Below are 17,825 nucleotides of genomic sequence, written 5' to 3'. Positions count from 1 at the left end.
CACGTAAAATAATACAGACCAACATTATCGTAAGCGCCGGGGTCGCCGTCATTGTGCGCGCGGTAACGTTTGCCCGTAATCAGATCAGGGCGGCCATCGCCGGTAATGTCTGTCCATTCAAGGCAATGGTACTGCGAATTTTTATCATCAATCAGATGCTTGGCCCAGCTACGTTTGCCGCTGGCATCTTTTGTTTGTTCGTACCAGTGCAAACCATAACTATGTCCTTGACCCACAATCAGATCATTAAGTTTATCGCCATTCACGTCGGCCACAATGATAGGAACACTGGCAGTACCGAGCGAAAACTCCTTATGCAAAGTCCACGGACCTGCCGTACGATCCTGTGGCGCTTCGAGCCATCCCTCGCTAACGATCAAATCGCCACGACCGTCGCCATTTACATCCCCAAAGCCTAACCCATGATCCTGCGTTGGTGCTACGGTGATTTGCTTGAATTCGCCGGGCTTCATCAGTTTCACGTATTTGAGCGGGTGTTTAGGATTATTCGGTACAATGTCGAGCACGCCATCGCCGTCAACATCCCAGGCGCGCGTGGTTTCAACATTGCCTACTTTTCCGATTTCGTGCAGTGGCCAGGTCGCTTTCCCGTTACCCGGATTTTCGACCCAACGCAGTGTTTGATCGAACCAGCCCCCCGTCACAAAATCCATACGTCCATCAGCGTTAACGTCCAGCGGTATGGTCGAAAAATCATCGAAATACTGATCCTTACGAGGCTGATTTCCAATCAGATGCCGACGCCGAAAAAGTGGCCCCTCGTACCAGAAATCGCCAGAAACAATATCTAACGTATCGTTTTTATCAACATCGAAAACGCCTACCGATTCATAGCTTTCGGCCGCAACAAAATAGCGGCTAAAACGAAGAGTAGGCTCAGGAGCCGTCAGAGCGATTGAGATAACCAGTATAAAAAGACCGCTGATGATACGTAGCATAGGAATAGGGTTTTGGCGACAATGTAGAACTTTACCGCGAATTAACTTTCTTATTCTTACATAGCCGATCGGTTATTACAGTCGAAAAAATTCGCTTGCAAATGCATTACCAGCTACGCCCTTTCGTCGGATCAACAGCTGTAACGCGGTATATTTTTACCGTATCAATCGGAAATTTGGAATAAGCCCAGGCCGCTCCTCGTCCATAAAAGCAGTTATAGTAGCTGGTTGACACGAAATGCAGCCAACTCAGGGGTGATGCTACGTAGTTAACTTGCTGCAATTGTGCACCATCTGGAATTTTCTGCATCGAAATTCCCTGCGGTTTCACTAAATAGTCGCCCGGCTCAAACTGCATCGAATCAGCCTGCACTTCCCGAAACCCCGCTTTATTGGCATACCACTGCCAGCCCCAGTGCCCCGCCGTCCAGACTCGGCTATTTTTGGGAACCAAGGCAGCCGCTTCTTTTGCTTTCTGACGATAAAAATCCGCGAAAATCCAGTCGGAAATGGCCAGAACCAGCGTAATGGTAGCTGCAGCAAGAGTAACCTGTACGGCATTGACGAACGATATACTTTCGGCCCAGCGGCCTCCCAATAACAATACGGGTGGGATAATTAACAAAACGTGCCGGCTGGCGATAAAAGGTGCGAATAAAATTATGAACCCACCAATGGCCGCTATCCACGTAATCAGCAGTACGTCAGCAGAGTCGATCGCTTTCCCCGAACCAAAGCTATTCCGCCAAACACTGCCTAAAACGAACAGGATGATTATCAGACCGTTAATCAAAAACGCAGTCGATAAAATAACATTTGAGGTCAGAATAAAAAAATGATCTTTAGCCGTGGCAACGGTCAAAAAAATAAGCGATACCCCTACAATTGGAACGAGCAGGTTAGCGAGTTTGGAACGAGAAAAATAACCCGCCATAAATGCCAGCGAACACGGCGAAATAGCTCCCAGACACGTAACGAAGTCGCTCAGGTTTTTAAAGAATATAGTCAGCGTTTTCTGATTCTGGGGTCTGTTGACAATATGGATGCCCGAAAATTCTACGTAGTTCCAGAGCGACCAAAGTCCAAGAATTGCAACAGGAATAAACACTATGTACAACAGCCGATATTGCCTGCGCCACAGCACCATAACAAGCAAAACAACCAGTAAAGGGAGGTTCGTGTATTTGATCAAGAGACCCAAACTTAAAATAAGGCTGGCTTTCCAGTAACGAGCTGATTCTGAAGGAGGATTTGGTAGAAGTAAGTAATAAAGAAACCACAGATCAAGGCACAAAAGCGGCACATCCACCATTAGATTCTGATTGATCAGAAAAGCGGGACAGAAGGCTAGCAAAGCCGTGAGCAATACGCCATTTTTTAGCTGTAAGAGTCCGGTTATTTTGATGAAGGCGACTAAGGCAAGAAGCGTAAAAATGGACTGAAAAAGATGAAGTACGATTTCGCTGGTGCCAAATATGCTACTCACTAAAGCCAGCAGATAGAAGTACAAAGGAGGCTGATTGGCCATGTACATCGGCTCTTTATTCTCGGCCCAGTTGATAAGCCCTGACATGGGACGTAACGGATTCCCCTTGATCCAATTAGCGGCTTCCAGATGGAACGTATCATCGATGTGGTAGGCTTTGTTGAGATTGAGCAACGTAGCGACACAGTACAATAAACCGATGATCAGCCATTCTTTACGAGACATAGTTTATGGTTTAAAGAGGAATATCATATGCTAATCTGGTGGTGATCTTATTAAAATGCAAGAACAGATTAGCCATTTATCAGCCATAAAAAATCCCCAATGAGTGTCATCGGGGATTTTTTAGTAAGTAACTACGCATCGTAACTCAACACGGGCGACAGCCACTTTTCGATTTCTTCGACCGGCATATTTTTCCGATGCGCATAATCGATAACCTGATCTTTGTTGATTTTACCAACGGCAAAATATTTCGATTCGGGGTTTGAAAAGTAAAACCCGCTGACCGACGAAGCCGGATACATAGCGTAGCTTTCGGTCAATTCAATCCCGATTTTGTTCGCGTCTAGCAACTCAAACAGCGTGCCTTTTTCGGTATGATCCGGGCAGGCCGGGTAGCCCGGTGCCGGACGAATGCCCTGATATTCTTCCTTGATCAGTTGCTCGTTCGTGAATTTTTCGCTGGTAGCGTACGGCCAGAATTCGGTACGTACACGCTCGTGCATCCGCTCGGCAAAGGCCTCGGCCAGCCGGTCGGCAATGGCTTTCACCATGATACTGTTATAATCGTCGTGGTCTCGGTCGTATTTTTCCAGCAGCGCTTCGATGCCGATACCCGCCGTTACGGCAAAACCGCCAATGTAATCTTCACGGCCACTTTCGAGCGGAGCCACAAAATCCGACAGGCAGAAGTTTGGTAAGCCCGGTGCTTTCTGGTTCTGCTGACGCAGAAAATGCAGGACAGTTTTCGTATCGTAAATCAGCTCACCCGCTGGCGTAATGGCCGTTTGCGATTCTGCCCGACTGATTTTGTACTCAATATGCTGGTGCGATCCGTGCCGTTCGCAGGGAATTTCGCGCTTGTACTCCTCAAAATCATGAAGTAATACGTCATCGTCAGCTGAATTAGCTGGGTAGAAACCAACGACGGCTTTCGCTTTCAGAAGTTTACCGTCAATAATTTCCTGCAGCAGTTTGTTCGCATCATCGAACAACTGTTTGGCTTCTTTGCCAACAACCGCATCCTCAAAAATAGCGGGGTATTTGCCGCTCAGCTGCCACGTCTGGAAGAACGGGGTCCAGTCGATGTATTTCGCTAATTCGGCAATGTCATAATCCTCAAAATAGCGATTACCCAGAAACGTCGGTTTGGTCGGTTCAAAGTCTTTCCAATCAATCTGTGTCCGGTTTTCACGGGCTTTATCAATCGTTAAACTTGCTTTTTCCTGCCGACGGCGGGCGTGATCATCACGCAGTTTGACGTACTCAGCTTTGATATCGCGGAAGATTTCTTCCTTCGTTCCTTCCGTATCACTCACCAGACGACCTGCCACGGGTACGCTTCGGCTGGCATCCAGTACGTGGATAACCGGCCCCGAATAGTGCGGGTCAATTTTGACGGCGGTATGCATTCGCGACGTAGTGGCCCCGCCAATGAGCAAGGGCGTTTTAAAACCCTGCCGTTCCATTTCTTTGGCTACGCCAACCATTTCATCGAGCGAAGGCGTAATCAGACCGCTCAGACCGATAATATCGACATTATGTTCACGAGCGGCATCCAGAATTTTCTGAGTGGGTACCATCACACCGAGGTCGATTATTTCGTAATTATTACAGCCCAACACTACGCCAACAATGTTTTTGCCAATATCGTGAACGTCGCCTTTGACCGTTGCCAGCAGAATTTTTCCTGCCGATGAAGAGCCTTCGCCCGACTTTTCGGCTTCGATAAACGGCGTCAGATACGCCACGGCTTTTTTCATTACCCGCGCCGATTTCACAACTTGCGGCAAAAACATCTTACCCGCGCCAAACAGGTCGCCCACTACGTTCATGCCATCCATCAACGGCCCTTCAATCACGTGCAGCGGCCGCTCAACCTGCTGGCGGATTTCCTCTACGTCCTGATCGATATAATCCGTAATACCTTTAACCAGGGCGTATTTGAGTCGTTCACGAACGGGTTCGTTTCGCCAGCTTTCGTCCTGTACAACGGCTTTGCCTTTCGCTTTGACGGTTTCAGCAAATTCAACCAATCGTTCGGTAGCATCTTCCCGACGGTTGAGCAGTACGTCTTCGCAGCGCTCCAGCAACTCTTTCGGAATATTATCGTATACTTCCAATTGCCCGGCGTTCACAATACCCATATCCATACCCGCGTGGATTGCGTGGTAAAGAAAGGCCGAGTGCATGGCTTCGCGCACGACATCGTTGCCACGAAAACTGAACGAAATGTTTGATACGCCACCGCTAACTTTTGCTAATGGCAGGTTTTCCTTAATCCAGCGCGTCGCGTTAATGAAGTCGACAGCGTAGTTATTATGTTCTTCAATGCCTGTCGCGACAGTCAGAATATTCGGGTCGAAAATGATATCCTGCGGAGCAAACTCAACTTTATCAACCAGAATCCGATACGCCCGTTCGCAGATTTCAATACGTCGCTCGTAAGAATCGGCCTGACCGGTTTCGTCAAAGGCCATCACTACCGCAGCAGCACCGTACCGTTTTACCAGTCTAGCCCGTTCGATAAAGGCCTCTTCGCCTTCTTTAAGCGAAATCGAGTTCACAATGGCCTTTCCCTGCACGCACTTCAGACCGGCTTCAATGACTTCCCACTTCGAGGAATCGACCATGATGGGCACGCGGGCAATGTCGGGTTCCGATGCAATCAGGTTCAGGAACGTCGTCATGGCTTCAACAGAATCGAGCATTCCTTCGTCCATGTTCACGTCGATCACCTGCGCTCCACCTTCCACCTGTCCCCGCGCGATGCTAAGAGCTTCGTCGTAGTTGCCTTCTTTAATGAGCCGGGCAAATTTTTTCGAACCCGTTACGTTAGTACGTTCTCCTACGTTCAGGAAGTTGGTTTGCTCAGTAACTTTCAGCGGCTCCAACCCGCTCAGCTTCTGATACGGTTCCGGTTCGGGCAGTTGCCGGGGTGGGTATTTGGCGGCTACCTGCGCAATAGCCCGGATGTGGTCGGGTGTAGAGCCGCAGCAGCCGCCCACGATGTTCACAAAACTATCCCGGATAAACCCTTCGATTTGAGCCGCCATCATCTCCGGCGTTTCATCGTACTCCCCAAATTCATTCGGCAGACCCGCGTTTGGGTACGCCGACGTAAAGAAAGGCGCTTCCTTCGCAAGTGTCTGAATATACGGCCGCATGGGTTCAGCTCCGAGCGCACAGTTCAGACCAACACTAAGCAAAGGAAGGTGCGATACTGAATACAAAAATGCTTCCGTCGTCTGCCCCGACAGCGTCCGGCCACTCGCGTCGGTAATGGTCCCTGAAATCATGATAGGACGTACTGCCTGTTGCGGATTCAGGTTAAAATATTTATCAATGGCGAACATAGCCGCCTTGGCATTCAGCGTATCGAAGATGGTTTCGACCAGTAACAAATCAGACCCACCCTCAATCAGGCCGCTCACCTGTTCATAATAAGCTTCGACCAGATCATCGAACGTAACGGCGCGGTACGCTGGATTATTGACATCCGGCGAAAGTGAAGCTGTACGGTTCGTTGGGCCCATAGCGCCCGCTACAAATCGCGGTTTATCAGGATTCTGGCGCGTGAACTCGTCAGCAATTACTTTTGCAATTCGGGCCGATTCAAAGTTGAGTTCGTAAGCCAGTTCTTCCATTCGGTAGTCGGCCATAGCAATGGCCGTACCGCTGAACGTATTGGTTTCGATAATATCCGCCCCCGCTTCCAGGTATTTTCGGTGAATCTCCTGAATGACTTCCGGTTTCGTTATCGACAGCAAATCATTATTCCCCTTCAGATCATGAGGCCAATCCTTAAATCGCTCTCCCCGATAGTCTTCCTCAGTAAGGTTATATTGTTGGATCATAGACCCCATCGCACCATCGAGGACGAGGATACGTTCACGCAGAAGTTCGTGTATCGTTTTCAAAGCCAGTTTAGTGTAAGGCATGGTTATTGATAATAGCAACAACCAGCGCGCTTAAAAAAATTCAAAAAGGCAAAGTGAGCTTATTGGCAAAAAGGCAGGTAGCAGCGATTGCTAATCTTATCTGCCCCGGTTAATATCCGGGCGGAAATTGGCACCATTTCCTAAGATTGGTTGGTTGCCAAGACTTCATCGGGTCCTCTCCCTCCGTCTTTCTGGATAAGCTATGGCAAAAGTAAATAAAAAAAAAGGTACATCGACAACGGATGTACCCGAAATAATTCAATTTTTTAATACGTAGTGCGCTACTTACCAGGTCTGTTCTAAATCCTCTTTCGTGTACAGATGATCCCGTTCGGTATAAAACGACTTGTCGTTAGTACGTTTTATGCCCAGTGGATTTTTAGCCGTCATTCGATAGAGCAAAGCAATGGGAAATAAGAATACAAAGAACATAACCGACAAAATGATCTTGCCGTTAATGTTTCCCAGTATTTCTGCCAGTTTGAACCAGCCTTTCACAATCAGATCGCCTGCCGCTGGAATAAAGATACTTAATACACCAACTGCAGCGGCACCGTATAACCACCAGGGCGACTTAAACACAAAATATAACACAACCAGACCAGTCACAATGACTAGTTGGGCCTTCACTTTTTCGCTAACGTCCATGCCTTAGAACAACGTGTAAATGAAGGGAGCAACGGCCGATCCACCGCCGATAACGATCAGAACACCAATGAGTAACAACAGTATAATCATCGGGGCTAACCACCACTTTTTACGTTGTTTCAGAAATTTGAAAATATCCTGTAAGAATTCCATCTGTTCGTTTTATTTAAGTCTTAGTTGCTTGAAGAAGCCTGAGCCACACCTGGATTTGTCTGTACCAGTTTGAACAACGCTTCACCAACACGCTGATTCACAATTGGGCTGGCGTGCCCATCGTTACGTCCTACTACCCGATCTTTTATCTCTATATCACCAATGAGGTTACCCACTTCCAGAACGGGTACGTTACTTTTCTGAAAAAAATCAACGACTGGCTTCGTGTACTCGGCCGATCGTTTCAAGTCGTGAACAAAGGGGAATAGCACAACGTAGAGCCGGGAATTATTCGCTTTTGCGTACTCAACGAACTGATTCAGATCGCTTAAATGGTCATTAATAATGGCGGGTGTACCATAAGCGGTACGCGCATAATTATCGAACGGCGCAAAATTACCGTGAGGAAACTGCCAATACAAATAATTGAATAAGTACGATTTGATAAACAACGATTGAAAAGCCCGCGGTACGTCGGAATAAGGCGTGAAACCCGTTGGCACTAACCCATGGTCGTGTGCCACTTTTTCAATGTCGTTCGGGAAGTATTGCAGCACCAGCACGTCAGGTTTTACACCGAACTTTACCAGCCGCTTGTACTCGTCGCGCGTGTCGGAGCCCGATATACCCAGGTTATAGGTAACGTATTGCTTATCGCCTAATTTTTGGCCTAGTACGTTCCCGAAACGTTCATCCGCCGATTTTAGTCCGTGTCCTGCCGTAAATGAATCGCCAACAAGCAGCACTTTCTTTTTCCCTAACGTATCGGTTTTGGGCGTATCCCGATAATCGCCCGTCATGGGAGGCCAATATCGTTCGAACCAGATGTGGGAAGCTAAGGTTAATCCTCCTTCCTGACTCTGCGCAATGAACATAAACACGATCTCCAGCGCGACGAACAGCAAAACAAGCGGAACAAAGAGCGTCGCTATATTACCAACCAGTTTCGATGGAGTCGGATTCTTGACCACTCCGTAATAATATACCCGTAGCAGTTCAATAACGATCAGTAAAAACAGACAGATTTTAAACAGCCGTACATATATATTATCGAACAGGCCTTTGTGTGGATACGCGAAACTGACATTAAAATGATCACCGTAAAAGACAATGAAAGCCAAAAATCCCAGAAACAGTAAGCGGACAAGGCTGGACACTAGTTTTGAACCCATCAGGACAAATCGTTCGGCGAATGCGTTTGGTTAGTCTAAAACAAATTCTTCTTTCCAGTTATCCGTATCCTGCCATTCGGGCTGCTGCCGTTTATCGAACAGGAAATTTCCAACTACTAAATAATCCATTTCCGTGCGCATAAAGCACCGATAGGCGTCGTCGGGTGTCGAAACGATTGGCTCACCCCGTACGTTGAAACTGGTATTCACAATCACGCCGTAACCGGTCAGCTTCTTAAATGAATCAATCAGCTGATAATACCGGGGATTGGTGTCTTTATGGACAGTCTGGATACGGGCGGAATAATCGATGTGCGTAATCGACGGCAGATCAGACCGTTGATAATAAAGTTTCTCACGTAAGGGAAAGCTGGCGTAATCAGCGGGTACGGGCATCCGTCGTTTTTCGGCCACCGGGTGCACCAGCAACATGTACGGCGAAATACCATCGTAGTCGAAATACTCAGCGCAATCTTCGGCCAGCACCGATGGGGCAAACGGCCGGAACGACTCGCGGTACTTAATTTTCACATTTAATTTTTTCTGCATCTCGGCATTTCGCGGATCGCCCAAAATGCTACGTCCGCCTAGGGCACGCGGTCCGAACTCCATCCGTCCCTGAACCCAACCTACTACGTTACCTTCTGACAGCAGACGAGCGCTTTCCTGAGCCAGTTCGTCGAAATTGGCGAAATGTTTTCCAACGGCTTTATACTTGATGGCCATCAGCTCAACGTCCAGATCAGAGAAAGTTGGGCCTAGATACGAGCCGCGCATCGCATCACGTTCTTTCGTTACTTCGCGCTCTTTGCCAAAATAAATATGGTAAGCCGCCAGCGCTGCGCCTAACGCGCCACCCGCATCGCCAGCCGCTGGCTGAATGAAGATGTCTTTGAAGATTCCAGCCGCCTGAAGTTTACCGTTCGATACGCAGTTGAGGGCCACTCCACCCGCCATCACGATAGCATCAGCATTGGTCAGACGTTTTGCTTCGCGACCCATGTTGAGTACAATCTCTTCCGTAAGTTGCTGAATGGCCAGTCCCAGGTTGCAATGGTAATCCTTTAATTCGTCGTCGGGCTGGCGTTTAGGAAAACCAAAGAGCTGCTCCCATTTCCCTTCATCCACCATTTTAAGCCCCGTAGCGTAATCAAAATATTCCTGATCCAGCCAGATTGACCCATCAGGTCGAAGATCCACTAATTTCTCTTTGATAATCTGAATATACCGATCAATATCCGGCGAATGAGGGTCGCCGTAGGGCGCTAGTCCCATCAGTTTATACTCACCTGAATTGACCCGGAAGCCAAGAAAATACGTGAAAGCCGAATACAAAAGCCCGAGCGAGTGCGGAAACCGCATCTCCTTCAGAATCGAAATATTCTTTCCTTCTCCCAGCCCAATCGATGCCGTAGCCCACTCGCCTACGCCATCAATGGTCAGGATGGCGGCCCGCTCAAACGGAGATGGATAGAACGCACTGGCACCGTGTGAAAGGTGGTGTTCGGGAAAGAGCAGTTTTACTTTGCTGGACGATTTATAGCCTATTTTCTCAAGTTCTTCCCGAATCAGCCGCTTCAAGAACAGTTTTTCTTTCAGCCAGACCGGAATCGACATCAAGAACGAACGAATTCCTTTTGGAGCAAAGGCATAATACGTTTCCAGCAGCCGCTCAAATTTGAGCATGGGCTTGTCATAGAAAACGATGGCATCTAACGTATTAATGTCGGCTCCGCCGTACTGTAGGCAGTATTTAACCGCTTGTGTAGGAAACCCCGGATCGTGCTTTTTACGGGTAAACCGCTCTTCCTGAGCTGCGGCAACGATACGACCATCTTCAATCAATGCAGCTGCCGAATCGTGATAAAAAGCAGAAATACCTAATATGGTCATGGAATGGTATACTGAAAAACAGGGCCAAAAGTAAGGGATTTTTCTGGCAAACGTAACACAACAACCCCTTTGACTTACTTTGTGGTCAAGAACAGACTTCGGTTTGTCGGGGTTACACAAGCTCAAAATAGACTATCTTTGGCCCATAGTAATGATTGAATGATTGATTTATTGACTGATTGAATAATACGTGCTTCAGCTCATTTAACAATTTAATCATTCAATCACTCAATCATTAACATACTATGAAACTGGCAGCTATTGATATCGGCTCGAACGCAGCGCGTCTGCAAATCTCAACGGTATTGCATAACGACGAAATTGTTAGCTTCAAACGCGTCGAATACGTTCGTTTTCCGCTCCGATTAGGCCACGATGTTTTCAATTTTGGCGCGCTCACGCCCGAAAGTGAAGCCCGGACGACCAAACTGATGCAAGCCTACAAATTGCTGATGGAACTCCACGAGGTAGAAGGGTATATGGCCTGCGCTACGTCAGCCATGCGCGAATCGGGCAACGGACCTGAAATCGCGAAACGAATTGAGGCTACGACGGGCATCAAAATTCACATTATTGATGGACAGAAAGAAGCTGAACTCATCAATAACGTAGTGGTGCAGGCGCTGGACGATCGGCAGTATCTACACATCGATGTGGGCGGTGGTAGCACCGAATTGAACGTTTACGTAAACCGGCAAAAAATTAACTCAAAGTCATTCAAAATCGGGTCAGTACGTTTGCTGGAAGGGAAAGAAAGCAAAGGGTCCTGGCGAAAAATAGAAGACTGGGTTGAGGATAATATTGACTCATCACAGGAAATCGTGGCAGTTGGTACGGGTGGTAATATCAGCAAATTGTTCAATCTGGCATCGAAGCTGTCGGACACGGAAACGACCCTGGCCGAAATTGAGCGAATGCGGAATTTTATTGCCGGTTTTAGCCTGGATGATCGGATTAACAAACTTCGCCTGAATGCCGACCGCGCCGATGTGATTGTACCAGCCGCCGATATTTACATTTCGGTGATGAAATGGGCGGGGGCTGATAAAATCATCGTGCCCGACTTAGGTTTAAAAGATGGCATTATTCAGCTGGTGTACAATCAGTTGAAGCGCCGGAAGGTTTCGTTCTGGTAGTTTATTCATGATTGAGTATTCCATTCAGTTACACACTAATTTTCAAAGTTCTACGATTCCAGAATTTGGTCAATCCGGCTTTTTCTTCAATAACCTGGAGCATCTTCGGCACCAACATTCTGGATCGTTTCATCTACTAACGGCCCAAAACCAACGTACCGGGTTAGCCGAAGCTCGCTGCGCTTTTTTTGTTGATGCCGGCAAAGCCATAAGTCCCGTTGCAGCCCCATTTGGGTCAGTTGAATTTACTGAAACGCTGCCTGAGCCGGTTCTTGATACGTTTCTGCATGCCTTATCAAACGCCATTCGCTCAATTGGCACGTCTACTACGTTCCGGCTCACCCACTACCCCTGTTGTTACGCTCCTGAACAAACCGCGCTGTTACGGAAAAAACTTCCTAAATACGGTTTTCAACTGACACGGACCGATCAGACGTTCTATTTGCCCGTTGATGCCGGTATGTTTGGTCAACTTATCGCACCGGCGGAACGTCGGCGACTCCGCAAATGCCGTGAAGCGGGCTTTCAGTTTCAGCACTGGACATCGCCGAACATAACCGACGTAGTGAATTTCGTACAGGATACGCGCAGGCAGCAAGGTTACCAACTCACCATTTGCCCTAAAAATCTGACTAATCTGTTACACAGATTTCCAGACCAATTTCTGGTTTTTACAGTTTACGATGGATTAAAACTCGCTGCGCTAAGCATAGCCATACGTGTACGTGAGGATATTTTATATTCGTTTCTGCCCGCTTCTCATCCCGATTATCGGACCTTCAGCCCAACGGTTATGCTGGTCGATGGTTTATACACGTTCTGCCAGAAAGAAGCGATCCGATTATTGGATTTAGGTACGTCACTTGATGGAAACAACCAACCGAAATCCAGCTTAAGACGCTTCAAACGGAATCTTGGCGCACTGGAGTCGCCGAAGTTTGTTTTCGAGAAGCATTTCTGACGTTGAAACCTCTCATTATTGGCTAATTTTACCGGATAAAATGACTTTTTTTCGGTCGGTTCTAATGCTAGAAACAGTTTTCAATTCGGTTGCGGCTTTTGTTTCCAACCTCTTGGCCTCAATCTTGTCATTGGCGAAAGTATTGATTCGATCGCGGTGGGGAGTTCAAATGCCCAAACGCCAAAACGCGCGTTGTTCTGTGTTGGGTAATGGTCCGTCGCTCAATGATTCGCTCGCCAATCATCTTGATTTTTTACTTGAAACCGAATTGATTGTCGTCAACGGCTTTGCGCTCACCGACTATTTCACCCGACTACGCCCCGCCAACTATATCATCGCCGACCCGAATGCCTTTACGTTTCATGATGCAACGACGGGCCGGGAAGATTTACATCAGATTCTGAAAGCGCTGATTGAACAGGTCGACTGGTCCATGCGGTTGTTCATCCCAACCTTGGCAAAGAACTCTTATTTTATTCAGAAAATACAGGCCGGTAATCCACGTATTGAACTGGTTTATTTTAATCCGACCGTTGTCCGTGGTTTTCAATGGTTCCGATACTGGCTTTATGGGGCAAATCTGGGTATGCTACAGGCGCAGACGGTTATCGTGACGGCGCTGTTCCTGATGGTTAACCGTAAATTTGACGAGATTTTCCTGTTCGGCGCTGATACGTCCTGGCACGAGCAGATACGCATCAGTGACACAAACCAACTGGAGATCAAGCAGATACACTTCTACGACAAAGCCAGAGACGTAGCGTATCAACCCGTTTACAGCGACGCGCATCGTACCAAAACGTTTTCGATGGCCAGTCAATTTCTGTCGCTTCACAAAGTATTCCGTGGGTATGAAGTCTTGCGGGAATACGCTGATTATCGGAAGGTTAGCGTACTAAACGCCAGCAGTAAAAGCTATATCGATGCACTTGAACGAGTAGTTATCAAGCAGTCAGTTGGTCATACAGCAAGCCGCTCATAAAAAATCGCAAAAATTTTACAAATTCCCCTGACAACGGAAAACAATCGGCCAAGCTACTACGTTATATACTTGTCTTTCGCTTAGAAATGAGGAGCCCAAGTACTACACAGTAATGGACACTCATCCGCAAGCGAAACCCAAAGCCAGATGACTCAGGTCGTCTGGCTTTCTTTTTTGTCCGCTAATGGCACAAATTATCCACTGGCAATCTGGATCAATTTCTTATTCTCAGTTAACGTAGTGTCTCTGCTGTAGATAGGCTAACTTTGGCTTCTTAATTGCCTATACATTAAAAAATGAAGTCAGCCGAAAAGGCGTTGACTATGTGATCGTTAAATAATTCATGCTTGACCTTACCAATAAATCCATTCTGATTACGGGCGGTACCGGTTCTTTCGGCAAAAAATTTGTCGAGATGGTGTACCAGCGCTATCCTGACCTCAAACGTTTAGTTGTCTACTCGCGCGATGAGTTGAAGCAGTTCGAGATGGCCCAGCATTACCCGCAATCGAAATATAAATCGATCCGGTTTTTCATCGGCGACGTGCGCGACGCCGAGCGTCTGAAACGGGCCTGCGAGGGTGTCGATATCATTATTCATGCAGCTGCACTCAAGCAGGTTCCAGCCGCGGAATATAACCCAATGGAATGCATCAAAACCAATGTATTTGGTGCCGAAAACGTCATCAATGCCGCACTCGACAATGGTGTACAGCGCGTTGTGGCCCTCTCAACTGACAAAGCGGCTGCTCCCATTAACCTCTACGGCGCTACCAAACTTTGCTCCGACAAACTATTTGTAGCCGCTAACAACATGCGCGGCAGTCGTGACCTGCGGTTTTCGGTGGTACGTTATGGCAACGTGATTGGGTCTCGGGGATCGGTTGTGCCGTTTTTTCTGGACAGACGACAGGAAGGTGTGTTGCCCATTACGCACCCCGATATGACACGCTTTAATATCTCCCTGGAAGAAGGCGTAGAGATGGTTCTGTACGCACTCGAACACGCTTGGGGTGGCGAGATTTTTGTGCCGAAAATTCCATCGTATCGCATTACCGACGTAGCCGAAGCCATTGCCCCCAACGCCGAACAACGTATCGTGGGCGTTCGTCCTGGGGAGAAACTTCATGAGGAAATGATCACCGAAACGGATTCACTCAATACAGTCGAAACAGAACGGTACTACGTTATTACCCCCTCAACACCCACCTGGAACGTAGACGATTATCTAAGAGAGTTTAATGGTCAACGGGTCGAGATGGGATTCAAATACAATTCGGGTACCAATACTGACTGGCTCACCGTTGCGCAACTCCGCGATCAAATCCGCAAACACGTTGACGCCAGTTTTGAAGTTTAGAACGGGTTTGTATCCCATTCTACGTACTATGAACCAACCCATCCCATACGGCCGGCAGCACATTACCGACGAAGATATTGCCGCCGTAAACGACGTATTACGTTCGCCCTATCTGACGCAGGGGCCAAAAATTGGCGAGTTCGAACAGGCGTTTGCCAGCTACATTGGTGCTACGTATGCTGTGGCTATTGCCAACGGAACAGCCGCCTTACACCTTTGCTGCATGGCGCTTGGCGTTGGGCCGGGAACACGGGTGATTACGACACCCATTACGTTCTCTGCTTCAGCCAATTGCGTACGCTACTGTGGTGGCGAAGTTTATTTTGCCGACATTAATTCTGAAACGGCTCTTCTCGACCCGAAAGCGGTGCGTTCCCTGCTGGAAAGCCATCCGACAGGCTACTTTTCGGGGATTATTCCGGTCGACTTTGCAGGTTATCCGGTCGATATGATTCAGTTTCGTGAACTGGCGGACGAATTTGGCCTTTGGATTATCGAAGATGCCTGTCATGCACCGGGTGCTACGTTTACCAGTAATACCGGCACCGATACGTCGGACCGTACGTATCGCGGTCCGACGTATCGGTGTGGTGATGGAGCATTGGCCGATCTGGCAATTTTCAGCTTTCATCCGGTCAAGCACATTGCGGCTGGCGAAGGCGGCATGATTACCACGAACGACGAAGTGCTGTACAAGCATCTGCTACGTCTGCGCACACACGGTATCACCAACAAACCCGACGAGTTCACGACGCCTTACGATGGCGAACCGGAGCGCGGAGGCTGGTACATGGAAATGCAGGAATTAGGCTACAACTATCGCCTGACTGACATGCAGGCGGCTCTGGCAATGAGTCAGTTGAGCCGCGCGGATGCCATGCTTGCCCGGCGGCAGGAGCTGGCCGCCCGGTACGATTCAGCTTTTTCAGAAGCCGCAGCAAATGGCCTTCCCATCCAGATTATTGTTCCACCAGCGGGGGTCGGTCATGCGTATCATCTATACGTGATTCAGACGCCCAATCGGAAAGCTTTGTACGATTTTTTGAGGACGAAAAACATTCTGGCGCAGGTGCATTACATTCCGGTTCATCTGATGCCGTATTATCGGCAGTTCGGCTGGAAACCGGGCGATTTCCCCAATGCAGAGACGTATTACGCCCAGTGCCTGAGCCTGCCTTTGTTCCCAACCCTGACGAACGAGGAGCAGGATTACGTTATTGAAAATGTAAAGACGTTTTTAAAATCTTAGCGGACAGATGCGTTCCTACCAAAGTCATCTTCAGGCGACTCAAAGTGCGGGCGAGGCTTTAGTGGCCAACCGCAAACCCGTGCTACGTTCCTCGGCTATTTTTCCGGTGATGCACACCGATACGTATTCCAGCAAAGTCATTTTTATGGGTTACTGGCTGCTGAAACGGAACATCCGGGAGGTGGGCCTGCTGTACACGCTACGTAACGCAGGCGGTACGTTGCTGTCGCGCAAATATGTACTGATCGATTCGGCGAAAGCGTGGTCGGTGCAAATGAGCGAGTTTACGGATTTATTGACTGAATCCGGCGAGGATGAGAACTTTACGGGTTCGCTCGAACTGGAAGTTTTTTCGACGCAGGATCTGGTGTTTCCGTATCCGGCGTTTGTGCTGGTGTATTTCAATGAAACGTCGAGCAGCGTTGTGCATACAGTTGGGCGCGTGTATAACGACATTGAAGATCTTCAGCACAATACGGAATATCAGGTCAGTGAATCGGGTTTCGATATTTACGGCCGGGAGGAATTGTCGCCGTTTCTGAGCTTTACGAATGGCCCGCTACCCGCCGATGAACCGAAGGTAACGTATCAAATCGTTGATAGTCAGCACCGGGCTACCTCTGGAACGTTCGCGCTTCCGTCGCTGAAGCCCTACGAAACCGTTTTTCTGTATCTGAAAGATTACCTTGATCTGAAAACGTTGCTGGGCGATGAGCCGGGCATGATTCGGTTTGGGCATAATTTTTCGGGATTTTTCCCACGCTTTCTGGTCGGCAATCTCGATCAGACGGCGCAAAGCGTCAGCATTACGCACTCGTATTACGACAGCTCGAACGTAGCGGATAACAAAGCGTATTGGCCCCGGCAGGATGAGCGTTTTCTGGATTCATCGACGTCGATTCCGTTGTATCTGACCGACGATTTTTTCACCAGACTGGTCGTTTACCCTATTTTCTCACCTTCCGATTTTACGCTGTCGTTTCGGTTTTTCGATGCCGACGGTACGTTTCTGGGCGAAGCCACCGATACGTATCAGTTCCGCTCAACCGATAATCAATACGTTCAGATTGATCTGGGCGAACTTGCCGAAACCGTAGGTATACCGACTGATCGGGCAAAAACGGCTCAGTTAATTGCGCACTGGACCGATTCGCTACGTATTCCGACGCGTCTGAAATTTGGGTTAAACGTGGGGCAGTACGGACGCGCATCGGCGTTGCCGAGCAACGTTTGTTTTGCACCACAGGTTGGCAATCCGAACGTATTGAACAAGCCCGGTACGTTCAAATGGGCACCGTTCGTCAATGTTGGTAACTCCGAGATTGTCCTGACCAATTCAGCGCCATTGCGGGAATACGACCGCCCGGCTACCGTAACGCTATCGTTTTATCGCGAAGCCGACGACTCGGTGCTGGAACGTAGCGCCGTGGTGAAACCCAATGGCTCATTTACCATTCGCATTGCCGACGACGAGGAGTTGCAGGACTTTTTTGGGGAGGCCACTGGATGGCTTACTGCAAAAGCAGATAACCCGTTTTTGAATGGTTATTATTTTGATTTTCACACAAACGGTGCTGTAGCCGCCGATCATTTATTTTAAGTTTTGTGGTGTACAGTGGTGGGGGGGTGTGATAAACCCAACAAAAAATATAAAAAAAATATT

General features: G+C 48.2%; 13 protein-coding genes and 1 riboswitch. Of the genes, 6 read left to right on the top strand and 7 right to left on the bottom strand.

The window, feature by feature from the left end; all coding sequences use genetic code 11:
• From ACOJS8_RS13200 to ACOJS8_RS13170, 7 genes are all read right to left on the bottom strand, one after another.
• A partial coding sequence (locus ACOJS8_RS13200) for an FG-GAP repeat domain-containing protein (RefSeq protein WP_420149009.1) occupies window positions 1–959 on the bottom strand: 959 nt, incomplete at its 3' end.
• A 106-nt stretch (window positions 960–1,065) separates the two neighbouring features.
• Window positions 1,066–2,670 (bottom strand): glycosyltransferase family 39 protein, encoded by a 1,605-nt coding sequence (locus tag ACOJS8_RS13195; protein WP_420149008.1) that lies wholly within the window; start codon window positions 2,668–2,670, stop codon window positions 1,066–1,068.
• A 131-nt stretch (window positions 2,671–2,801) separates the two neighbouring features.
• A complete protein-coding gene (gene metH / locus ACOJS8_RS13190; protein ID WP_420149007.1) occupies window positions 2,802–6,608 on the bottom strand; it encodes a methionine synthase in 3,807 nt (1,268 codons plus the stop codon).
• A 93-nt stretch (window positions 6,609–6,701) separates the two neighbouring features.
• Window positions 6,702–6,810: riboswitch (SAM riboswitch) on the bottom strand.
• Between the two features lie 83 nt (window positions 6,811–6,893).
• Entirely contained in the window at window positions 6,894–7,256 is a 363-nt protein-coding gene (locus ACOJS8_RS13185; protein WP_420149006.1) for an SxtJ family membrane protein, read from the bottom strand.
• A 3-nt stretch (window positions 7,257–7,259) separates the two neighbouring features.
• Entirely contained in the window at window positions 7,260–7,409 is a 150-nt protein-coding gene (locus ACOJS8_RS13180) for a DUF5989 family protein (RefSeq protein WP_191038769.1), read from the bottom strand.
• A gap of 20 nt (window positions 7,410–7,429) precedes the next feature.
• On the bottom strand, window positions 7,430–8,581 hold the full coding sequence (locus tag ACOJS8_RS13175; protein WP_420149005.1) for an SGNH/GDSL hydrolase family protein: 1,152 nt from the start codon (window positions 8,579–8,581) through the stop codon (window positions 7,430–7,432).
• A gap of 30 nt (window positions 8,582–8,611) precedes the next feature.
• Window positions 8,612–10,474, bottom strand: a complete 1,863-nt coding sequence (locus ACOJS8_RS13170) for a carbamoyltransferase (protein WP_420149004.1) — start codon at window positions 10,472–10,474, stop codon at window positions 8,612–8,614.
• Window positions 10,475–10,719: 245 nt separating this feature from the next.
• On the opposite strand from ACOJS8_RS13170, the gene ACOJS8_RS13165 reads away from it, so the two are divergent.
• From ACOJS8_RS13165 to ACOJS8_RS13140, 6 genes are all read left to right on the top strand, one after another.
• A complete protein-coding gene (locus ACOJS8_RS13165) occupies window positions 10,720–11,610 on the top strand; it encodes a Ppx/GppA phosphatase family protein (protein WP_420149003.1) in 891 nt (296 codons plus the stop codon).
• A 7-nt stretch (window positions 11,611–11,617) separates the two neighbouring features.
• A complete protein-coding gene (locus tag ACOJS8_RS13160; RefSeq protein WP_420149002.1) occupies window positions 11,618–12,571 on the top strand; it encodes a GNAT family N-acetyltransferase in 954 nt (317 codons plus the stop codon).
• Between the two features lie 112 nt (window positions 12,572–12,683).
• Window positions 12,684–13,553 carry a hypothetical protein gene (locus tag ACOJS8_RS13155; RefSeq protein ID WP_420149001.1) on the top strand — a complete coding sequence of 290 codons (870 nt, stop codon included), beginning with the start codon at window positions 12,684–12,686 and terminating at the stop codon, window positions 13,551–13,553.
• A 343-nt stretch (window positions 13,554–13,896) separates the two neighbouring features.
• The gene (gene pseB / locus ACOJS8_RS13150; RefSeq protein WP_420149000.1) at window positions 13,897–14,913 is read left to right on the top strand and encodes a UDP-N-acetylglucosamine 4,6-dehydratase (inverting); all 1,017 of its coding nucleotides are present in this window, start codon (window positions 13,897–13,899) and stop codon (window positions 14,911–14,913) included.
• Between the two features lie 28 nt (window positions 14,914–14,941).
• A complete protein-coding gene (pseC, locus tag ACOJS8_RS13145) occupies window positions 14,942–16,162 on the top strand; it encodes a UDP-4-amino-4,6-dideoxy-N-acetyl-beta-L-altrosamine transaminase (RefSeq protein WP_420148999.1) in 1,221 nt (406 codons plus the stop codon).
• Between the two features lie 7 nt (window positions 16,163–16,169).
• On the top strand, window positions 16,170–17,762 hold the full coding sequence (locus ACOJS8_RS13140; RefSeq protein WP_420148998.1) for a hypothetical protein: 1,593 nt from the start codon (window positions 16,170–16,172) through the stop codon (window positions 17,760–17,762).
• The last annotated feature ends 63 nt before the right edge of the window (window positions 17,763–17,825 follow it).

Origin of the sequence: Spirosoma sp., assembly GCF_048594605.1 — a bacterium.
In the GTDB taxonomy this organism is placed as follows: domain Bacteria; phylum Bacteroidota; class Bacteroidia; order Cytophagales; family Spirosomataceae; genus Spirosoma.
Note: the sequence above shows the minus strand (reverse complement) of the source record. Positions and strands in the feature narration are given on the sequence as shown.

Bases quoted from the DNA above. Each gene is read 5' to 3' on its own strand.
- ACOJS8_RS13185 (WP_420149006.1), bottom strand. From the start codon at position 7,256: ATGGACGTTAGCGAAAAAGTGAAGGCCCAACTAGTCATTGTGACTGGT.
- metH (WP_420149007.1), bottom strand. From the start codon at position 6,608: ATGCCTTACACTAAACTGGCTTTGAAAACGATACACGAACTTCTGCGT.
- pseC (WP_420148999.1), top strand. From the start codon at position 14,942: ATGAACCAACCCATCCCATACGGCCGGCAGCACATTACCGACGAAGAT.
- ACOJS8_RS13175 (WP_420149005.1), bottom strand. From the start codon at position 8,581: ATGGGTTCAAAACTAGTGTCCAGCCTTGTCCGCTTACTGTTTCTGGGA.
- ACOJS8_RS13180 (WP_191038769.1), bottom strand. From the start codon at position 7,409: ATGGAATTCTTACAGGATATTTTCAAATTTCTGAAACAACGTAAAAAG.
- ACOJS8_RS13195 (WP_420149008.1), bottom strand. From the start codon at position 2,670: ATGTCTCGTAAAGAATGGCTGATCATCGGTTTATTGTACTGTGTCGCT.
- ACOJS8_RS13160 (WP_420149002.1), top strand. From the start codon at position 11,618: ATGATTGAGTATTCCATTCAGTTACACACTAATTTTCAAAGTTCTACG.
- ACOJS8_RS13170 (WP_420149004.1), bottom strand. From the start codon at position 10,474: ATGACCATATTAGGTATTTCTGCTTTTTATCACGATTCGGCAGCTGCA.
- pseB (WP_420149000.1), top strand. From the start codon at position 13,897: ATGCTTGACCTTACCAATAAATCCATTCTGATTACGGGCGGTACCGGT.
- ACOJS8_RS13165 (WP_420149003.1), top strand. From the start codon at position 10,720: ATGAAACTGGCAGCTATTGATATCGGCTCGAACGCAGCGCGTCTGCAA.
- ACOJS8_RS13140 (WP_420148998.1), top strand. From the start codon at position 16,170: ATGCGTTCCTACCAAAGTCATCTTCAGGCGACTCAAAGTGCGGGCGAG.